The sequence below is a fragment of the Limosilactobacillus pontis DSM 8475 genome, assembly GCF_001435345.1.
Taxonomy (GTDB): domain Bacteria; phylum Bacillota; class Bacilli; order Lactobacillales; family Lactobacillaceae; genus Limosilactobacillus; species Limosilactobacillus pontis.
In genome coordinates, this window is record NZ_AZGO01000043.1 from 1 (window position 1) to 6,684 (window position 6,684).

General features: G+C 54.9%; 5 protein-coding genes and 1 pseudogene. 4 read left to right on the plus strand and 2 right to left on the minus strand.

Features of this window, described 5'->3' with window-relative positions:
• Positions 1-62: 62 nt before the first annotated feature.
• A pseudogene (locus tag FD34_RS03515) lies at positions 63-842 on the minus strand (putative ABC transporter permease).
• A gap of 11 nt (positions 843-853) precedes the next feature.
• Positions 854-2,398 carry an ABC-F family ATP-binding cassette domain-containing protein gene (locus FD34_RS03520; RefSeq protein WP_057806820.1) on the minus strand — a complete coding sequence of 515 codons (1,545 nt, stop codon included), beginning with the start codon at positions 2,396-2,398 and terminating at the stop codon, positions 854-856.
• 261 nt (positions 2,399-2,659) lie between these two features.
• Between FD34_RS03520 and FD34_RS03525 the strand changes: the two genes are divergently transcribed.
• From FD34_RS03525 to FD34_RS03540, 4 genes are all read left to right on the plus strand, one after another.
• The gene (locus FD34_RS03525; RefSeq protein ID WP_420814139.1) at positions 2,660-3,667 is read left to right on the plus strand and encodes an NlpC/P60 family protein; all 1,008 of its coding nucleotides are present in this window, start codon (positions 2,660-2,662) and stop codon (positions 3,665-3,667) included.
• Positions 3,668-3,971: 304 nt separating this feature from the next.
• Positions 3,972-4,961, plus strand: coding sequence for a tryptophan ABC transporter substrate-binding protein (gene trpX, locus FD34_RS03530; RefSeq protein ID WP_057806824.1), 990 nt, complete (start codon positions 3,972-3,974; stop codon positions 4,959-4,961).
• Complete coding sequence (locus FD34_RS03535; RefSeq protein WP_057806827.1) at positions 4,958-5,854, plus strand: ABC transporter permease; 897 nt, start codon at positions 4,958-4,960, stop codon at positions 5,852-5,854. Before trpX ends, FD34_RS03535 begins: the two co-directional genes overlap by 4 nt.
• Positions 5,847-6,611 (plus strand): ABC transporter ATP-binding protein, encoded by a 765-nt coding sequence (locus tag FD34_RS03540; protein ID WP_057806829.1) that lies wholly within the window; start codon positions 5,847-5,849, stop codon positions 6,609-6,611. Before FD34_RS03535 ends, FD34_RS03540 begins: the two co-directional genes overlap by 8 nt.
• Positions 6,612-6,684 lie beyond the last annotated feature (73 nt).

A 6,684-nucleotide genomic window follows, 5' to 3' on the forward strand; every position in this document is an offset into this window, starting at 1 on the left:
TTGATGGGTTTTTCTGTCCACTTAAATGTTCAACTTAAATTTTACAATCTGCCATACTTAAATTATTCTTTTTTCAACAAATCCTGCTTCAATTCGTTGAAGTGTTTGGCATCCAGCACCTTTAACTTTGGAAAACTCTTGACCAGCCGCCGTTCGTTCCAGTTCAGATGGTGAAGGTGGAACTCAGGGTGGCGCTTTAAGAGGTCGGCGTGCCAATTCTCCAGCCGCCGGGCCAGGGCCTGGCCGTTCTGCTGGCAGGGCCTTATCAAGACGCTGCTTAAGCTTCTCCTGGTAAGCCACGGCCCGTTGTTCCCACTGCTGGGTGGTCGTGTGGAAGTGGTGAATACTAATGATTGTTAGGATAGTATCGGTCCCCATCACCAGGACAACCAACAGGGCCAGCATCCCATGGGTATGGGCCTCCTCCCAGTTGATTACCCGCTGGATGGCTGGTTGGATAAACCGGACTAAAAGAACCACGCCGATCCCCCAGAAGAGTGAGATCTGCGGGGCCACCCGTCCCTGGAGGTTGCCCCAGAGGTGGGAGTAGTCCCAGAGTTTCATGTGAAACACTTTCTCTAGGAAAAGGCTGGCTACATACTCAAAGATCGTCACGACGATGATCCCGACTAGAAACAGCAGATCAGGTTATGCTGGACGTCGTAGGTAGCAACCAGGATGGTGGTCACCGCAAAGCCGTAGGCCGGACGGTAGGGACCAAATAAGAAGCCCCGGTAGGCGAAGTGGTGGTCCTTGATGGAACAATAGAAGGTCTCCCACAACCAGCCAACAACTGAGTAGGTAAAGAAGAGGACAATGATTTCAGAGATAGTAAAGGGCATGTTTTCCTCCCTTATGACTTCAGACTCAGTTTCTCGACGTTGAGGATTTTGCCCAGCCAGCCGGTATAGAAGCTCTCCTCGTGGCTGACCAGGATCAGGTTCCCTGGAAACTCCTGGAGGGCCTTCTTCAAGCCATCCTTGGTCTCATCATCCAAGTGGTTCGTCGGTTCGTCCATGATCAAGAAGTTGCACGGCGTCAGCTCAAGGATCGCCAGTTTAACCTTGGTCTGTTCACCCCCGGAGAGCAGGTGGAGCGGCTTCATCGTGTTGGCAGCGTTGATCCCCGCCCGGGCCAGCTTCGTCCGGATCGTCCGCGGCTGCATGGTCGGAAACATGTTCTGAATGGTCTGTAACGGGGTCAGTGACGGATCTTCCCAGACCAGGTCCTGATCAAAGTAGTTAATCCTAGCCGACGGGGAAAAGGTTGCCGTCCCAGCCAGGGCGGGAATCTTCTTCAAAATCGACTTGATCAAGGTCGACTTGCCGACCCCGTTGAACCCGGTGAAGAGGAGCTTCTCCCCCATTGTCATCGAAAAGGTCACCGGCGCCAGCAGCGGTCGTCCGTACCCGACAGACAGGTTCTCAACCCGCAGTGCGTTGGCCGATCCGGTGTTCTCGTATGGGAAGTGGAAGGTAGCCTTTAGGTTGTCAGCCGGTGGGTCAATCTTTGTCATCCGGGCCAGCATCTTCTCCCGCGACTTGGCCATTGTCGACTTGGAACCCGCCTTATTCTTACGAATGAAGCGCTCGGCCTTCTCAATCACAACCTGCTGCTTCTCGTATTCCCGTTCCTGGGCCTCCTTGCGTTCCTCCTTCTGTCGCATCGCCTGCTGGAAGCTCCCACGGTACTTGGTGATCTTACCAAACGAGACATCACAGATGGTGTTAGTGACCTTCTCCAGGAAGTCATAGTCGTGGGAGATGATCATCGCCGCGCCATCGAAGTCGTTGAGGTAGTCAATCAGCCACTCGATATGGGCGGTATCAAGGTAGTTGGTCGGCTCGTCGAGTAGGATCACATCGGGATTTTCCAGCAGCATCTTAGCCAGGATAATTTTGGAACGCTGACCCCCACTCATCTCGGAGACAACGTGGGCCTTACCGATGTCGGTCAGGCCCAGCCCATTCATCACCCGTTCGATTCGGGTCTCGATCTCGTAGAAGTTATTGGCGTCGAGCTTCTCCTGAATCCGGCCGGCCTTCGTTAAAAGGTCATCATCCATTTTGTCTGCATAGGCGGCGTAATACTTGTTCATCTGCTCGTTCAGACGGTAGAGCTCCTGAAAGGCCGTGTGGAGGAACTGAATCAGCGTCATCCCCGCGGGAATATCGACGTACTGGTCAAGGTAACCGATCTTGACCCCCCTCTGCCACTTGACACTACCGTCCACCGGCAGGACCTTCCCGATCAGGATCTTGATCAGGGTACTCTTGCCGGCCCCATTCTGACCGACAATTCCCATGTGTTCGTGTTTTTCCAATTGAAAGCTGGCATCTTCGTAGAGCTTCTTATCGGCGTAGCTCATCGTCAGGCCTTCAACATCTAACACTGCCATTATTTTCACCTCATCTTATGAATAAACTGTGTTCCATCATATCACAAGCCGCACCGTTCCGGCAATTCAAGCAATTTATTACAATCTATCAACAATTTTAGTCGTCATTCTTTCAGATTCTCTTCATAATTAATTCACATTCTCCCCATATAGTTAAGATTGTACTAAGCTAAAAATCATCTAATCCTTTAGGAGTGAATTATCATTAAGAAAGCAATCGTATCGAAGACATTACTCGCTACCCTGGGAGCCGCCGGTGCCTTGGCCGTGGCCACTGGTGCCAATGCCGACACCCAGGTCCAGGTTCAATCCGGTGATACTGTCTGGAACTTCGCCCAGCAGTATGAATCCACAGTCGACGCTATCACCCAGCGCAACCAGCTGGCCAACCCGAACTACATCCAGGTCGGTCAACAGCTGATTATCCCCGACTCCGCCACCAGCGCCGTCAGCCAGGCGGCCAGTGCTGCCAACGTTGTGGCAACGAACGCCACGTCAGTCACTGCGGCAAGTGCAGCCACCAGCAATGCCGTAACGAGCACCACGACCAACGTGACTACCGCTTCTGCTACGCCAACGACTAGTACCGCCAGCTTTACCGCTACACCAGTGACCCTCAGCTCCAGCACAGCTAGCTCAGCTACCAGCCTAAACAGTGCCACGACGGTTCTGAGTAGCACCCCAGCCAGTGCGGCGGCAACCGCCAACCAGGCCAACACCAGCACGGCCACTAGTCAGACCGACTACGCAGCCAACTCAGCTGCTGCCCTGCAGTCGATGAGCAACTATGTCATCTCCTACGGAACGGTCGAGGAAACGGCCGCCAGCCACAACAACGGCAGTCAAACTGCCCAGGCTGCCCAGCCAACCCAAACCGCAGCAACCACCAACCAGACGAGCAACACCACGTCTGCCAACAACTCCGGCGCTGTGGCCACGGCCAAGTCGATGATCGGGGTACCATACGTTTGGGGTGGCAACACGCCGAGCGGCTTTGACTGCTCCGGGCTGGTTCAATACTCCTACAACCTTGGACCAAACTACCGGACGACCTACCAACAGACCAACCTGGGAACCCACAAGTATGACGTGGAAAACGCCCAGAGCGGGGACCTCTACTTCTGGGGAACGGAAAGCGCCCCTTACCACGTTGCCATTGCCGAGGGTAGTGGAAACTACATCCAGGCCCCAACCCCGGGTCAAAACGTTCAGGAAGGTAATATTCAATACTACCGGCCGAACTACTACATCAGCATGAACCAAAATTAGAAAAATTTAATAAAAGCATTGACAGGCCCCGTTGTCCTTAGTTATACTTAGTGCAACAAAAGACAAGGAGCAAGTACAATGAACCAAATTCAACTTCACAACGTTAATACTCGTTGGCAAAGCCGGTAGGTCGGGTTGTTTCGGCATCGATGCAACCTGAGAACAGATTGCATCTGTGCCGGCTGAAGTTGAGATGGCATTCAGTCCGCATTGATCCACATGCGGACTTTTTATTTGGCTTACCAAAGCGAGGGTCCCAATGTGGACACTCGCTTTTTGTTTTGGAAAGGTGTGAAAGTTTAAGATGAAAAGAATGTATACCCTCATTGCCATTATTGTCGCCTTCTTGCTGGTTGCCTTCTTCACCGAGAATAACCAACTCAGTCGCCAACGTATTCCCAAGGTCGGGGTCCTGACCCTGATGCACCACCCCGCCCTCGACCAGATCTACAAGGGCTATGTCGATGAGTTAGCACGGGAAGGTTACCACAACGGTAAGAATATTAAGATCGAATACCAGAACGCCAACGGTGACCAGAGTAACCTCAAGACAATGGCCGCCAAGCTAGTGGACGACCACGCCAACGTGATCTTCGGTATCACCACCCCGGCGGCCCAGGCAGTCGCCAACTCGACCCGCCAGACACCGATTGTCCTCGGCGCGGTGACGGATCCCAAGGGGGCGGGCCTGGTCAAAAACAACCAGCACCCCGGCGGCAACATCACCGGGGTCTCTGACCAGGCACCGATCAATGAACAGCTTCACCTAATCAAGGAATTCATGCCCCACCTGAAGACGCTCGGGGTGATCTACACCTCCAGCGATTCCTCGGCGGTCGCCGGCTACCACCAGATCGTCCGGGAAGCCAAGAAGATGGGAATCAGTCTGAAGGCCTACTCGATCGCCAATAGTAACGACCTCAACCAGGTCTCCGAGCAGATGCTTAGCCAGGTCGACGCCGTCATCGTCCCGACCGACAACACGATTGCCGGGGCCATGCAGACCCTGGTCAAGAACGCCGACGCGGCCAACAAGCCCGTCTTCCCGGCGGCCGGCACGATGGTCAAGCAGGGGGGCGTGGCCACCTACAGCGTCAACCAGTATGACCTCGGGGTCCGCGGTGCTAAGATGACCGTTGCCATCCTGAAGGGGAAGAAGCCGGCCACCATGCCAATTGAATTCGTGCGGCACGGGGAACCAATCCTCAACCTCAAGCAGGCCCGTAAGCTCGGCCTGACCGTTCCCCAACACTTTGAACACGAAGCCAAGAACAAAGGAGTGATCTACAAATGAATCTCATCGTTTCCGCAATCGGGCAAGGACTCCTCTGGGCACTCCTCGGCCTGGGCCTCTACCTGACCTTTCGTATCCTTGATTTCTGTGATATGACTGTTGAGGGGACCTTCCCACTCGGGGCCGCCACCGCGGTGACCGCCATCACTCACGGGGTCAACCCATTCATCGCCACCCTGCTGGCCGTAGTGGCCGGGATGGTCGCCGGTCTGGTTACCGGCCTCCTCTACACCAAGGGAAAGATCCCGAGTCTGTTGGCCGGGATTCTGACGATGACCGCCATCTACTCCGTCAACCTACGGATCATGGGCAAGTCCAACATCTCCCTGCTTGGTCAGCCGACCCTTTTCAACGGCGCCCTCCACAACCTGCCCCAATACTTTGACAGCGTCACGCTCGGCCTCGTGGTCATCGCGATCGTCACCGTTTTGATGATCCTCTTCCTGGCTACCGACTACGGCCAGGCCTTCATCGCCACTGGGGATAACCCGACGATGGCCAAGTCACTGGGAATCCACACCGATAAAATGGTGATCGTCGGCCTGATGATCTCCAACGGGATGGTCGGTCTCTGTGGGGCCCTGATCGCCCAAAATAACGGTTACGCCGACATCAATATGGGAATCGGCACCATCGTCATCGCCCTGGCCTCAATTATCATCGGTGAGGTCGCCTTTGGAGAGTTGACCCTCAACCAGCGGCTGGTTGCCGTCACCCTGGGGAGTATCATCTACCGGATCATCCTGCTGGCCGTCCTCCAACTCGGCTTCTCCGCCAACGACCTCAACCTGATCTCATCGGTTGTCCTAGCCATCTGCATGATGATCCCGCAGTTCGAAAAACAGCTCAACATCAAGAAACCAATTCTGAAGGGAGTCCGGCCTCATGAATAAACCAATTCTGGAACTCAAGAACGTACAGACTCTGGTCAACAAGGGGACCGCTAACCAGACGAAAATTCTGAAGGGGATTAACCTGCAAATTAACGCAGGCGACTTCATCACGATCGTCGGTACAAACGGGGCCGGGAAGTCGACCCTCTTCAACGTCATCGGCGGGAACCTGCGAGCCGATGGCGGCCAGATTCTCCACAACGGTCAAGACATCACCCGGACCAGTGAGGAGGACCGGACCGCCTTCCTCGCCCGGGTCTTCCAGGACCCCAAGCTGGGAACCGCGCCCCGGATGACCGTCGCTGAGAACATGCTACTGGCCACCAAGCGGGGTGAGCACCGTTACCTAATTTTCCGGCAGCTCAAGCAGAACATGGCCCGCTTCACTAAATTGGCAGCGACCATGAACAATGGCCTGGAAAATCGAATGACCACGGCGACCGGGGCCCTCTCCGGCGGACAACGGCAGGCCCTCAGCTTCCTGATGGCGACCCTGAAGCGCCCTGATATCCTGCTCCTGGATGAGCACACCGCTGCCCTGGATCCCCATACCAGTCTGAACCTCCTCCACGCCACCAACGAGCGGATTACCACGGACCACCTGACGGCCCTGATGATCACCCACCACCTGGAGGACGCCCTCACCTACGGAAACCGCCTGATCGTCTTAAAGGACGGCCAGATCAAGGCCGACTTCAAGGGCGAAGCTAAGCAGGTCCTGACGGTTGATAAGCTCTACCAGTATTTTGAGGACTAAACGAAAATGAGGCTGGGAATAAGCTTCTCGGCGCCCTGTACGGCTAGCCTATTGGGTTTCCCGTAACTGCATT

Coding starts and splice junctions, on each gene's coding strand:
- trpX (WP_057806824.1), top strand. CDS start 3,972: ATGAAAAGAATGTATACCCTCATTGCCATTATTGTCGCCTTCTTGCTG.
- FD34_RS03520 (WP_057806820.1), bottom strand. CDS start 2,398: ATGGCAGTGTTAGATGTTGAAGGCCTGACGATGAGCTACGCCGATAAG.
- FD34_RS03540 (WP_057806829.1), top strand. CDS start 5,847: ATGAATAAACCAATTCTGGAACTCAAGAACGTACAGACTCTGGTCAAC.
- FD34_RS03535 (WP_057806827.1), top strand. CDS start 4,958: ATGAATCTCATCGTTTCCGCAATCGGGCAAGGACTCCTCTGGGCACTC.